Origin of the sequence: Phocaeicola sp. RTP21198st1_B8_RTP21198_201120, from assembly GCF_040929485.1 — a bacterium.
Taxonomy (GTDB): Bacteria; Bacteroidota; Bacteroidia; order Bacteroidales; family Bacteroidaceae; genus Phocaeicola; species Phocaeicola dorei.
In genome coordinates this window covers 1-1,322 of record NZ_JBCOCI010000374.1, presented here as the reverse complement: position 1 = coordinate 1,322, position 1,322 = coordinate 1, and the positions used below count along the sequence as shown (strand labels likewise).

Sequence of the window (1,322 nt, the reverse complement as noted above, 5' to 3'; positions counted from 1 at the left end):
CCTTTATACCTATTGATTTTAAAGAAAAGAGAGAACTTCCTATCTGTTTCCTCTATTCCGGACCGCAAAATGAATTATATATCGGAACTGATGGTAAAGGTATGAGTGTCTACAATAACCAAACTCATGAAATCTCCGAATACAATTTTGACAACAACTATTTTGATTCAAAAAATTCAAAAATACATTCTATCCTAAAAGACAATTCCGGTAACTTATGGTTGGCTGTTTATCAGAAAGGAGTCATGCAGATACCTGCCCGAACAAACAGTTTCAAGTATATAGGACATAAATCCATGGATAAAAACATGATCGGTTCCAGTTGTATAACCTCATTCTGCAAAGACAACAACGGTATGTTATGGGTTGGAACAGACAATGACGGAATTTATGCCCTGACAGAAAAGTTAGAACCGGCTAAACATTTCTCGCATACTAATCACCCTAATTCTGTGCCTTCAACAGTTATAAAACTATATGAAGATTCCGAGTACAACATTTGGGTCGGCTCCTTTATAAACGGTATGGGAAAGCTGAACAAACAGACAGGATTATGCGATTACCAGTACAAACTGGTAGATAAGAACAACAACTATATACAACGTGTATATGATTTCGCAGAAGATAAAAACAAGCGTCTTTGGATTGCGACAATGGGATTCGGTTTGTTCTACTATGACCTGAAAACGAAAGAATTTACATCCATACAATCTCGGACATCTCTAATCAACGAATGGATAGGTTGTCTGCACTATTCCGATGATAATAAACTGTATGTCGGAACTTATGACGGCATCAACTGTATAGACCTTGACAGTCCTGATTTTCAAAGTCATAAGATACTCTCACAAAATGTTATTTATTCAATCTTTGAAGATGACGAAGGAGTTGTCTGGTTGGGCAGTTCCGAAGGATTATCCGGTTGGAATAAAAATACGAAAGAACTAACCACTTATACTACTGCAGACGGATTGCCCAGTAATACAATATATGCCATACAAGGAGATGGAAAAGATTTTCTTTGGATAAGCACCAATGCCGGAATTTCCCAATTCCAAAAGAAAAACAACAAATTTATCAATTATTATGTCAGCGACGGATTACAGGGAAATGAGTTCTACAAGAATGCCTCCTTCAAAGATAAACAAGGTATTATCTGGTTTGGCGGAATGAATGGTATCACCTATTTCAATCCGCAAGACATTATCAATCCGGCAAAAACATGGAATATCCGGATTACCGACTTTTTCCTGCATAACAATCCGGTTAGAAAAGGAATGAAATCCGGTATTCACAATATTATCAACTGCCCTGTATTCAAC

At 36.9% G+C, this 1,322-nt stretch carries 1 protein-coding gene; it reads left to right on the top strand.

The window, feature by feature from the left end; all coding sequences use genetic code 11:
* The coding region (locus AB5935_RS26455; protein ID WP_368327922.1) for a two-component regulator propeller domain-containing protein at positions 1-1,322 on the top strand (1,322 nt) is incomplete at both ends.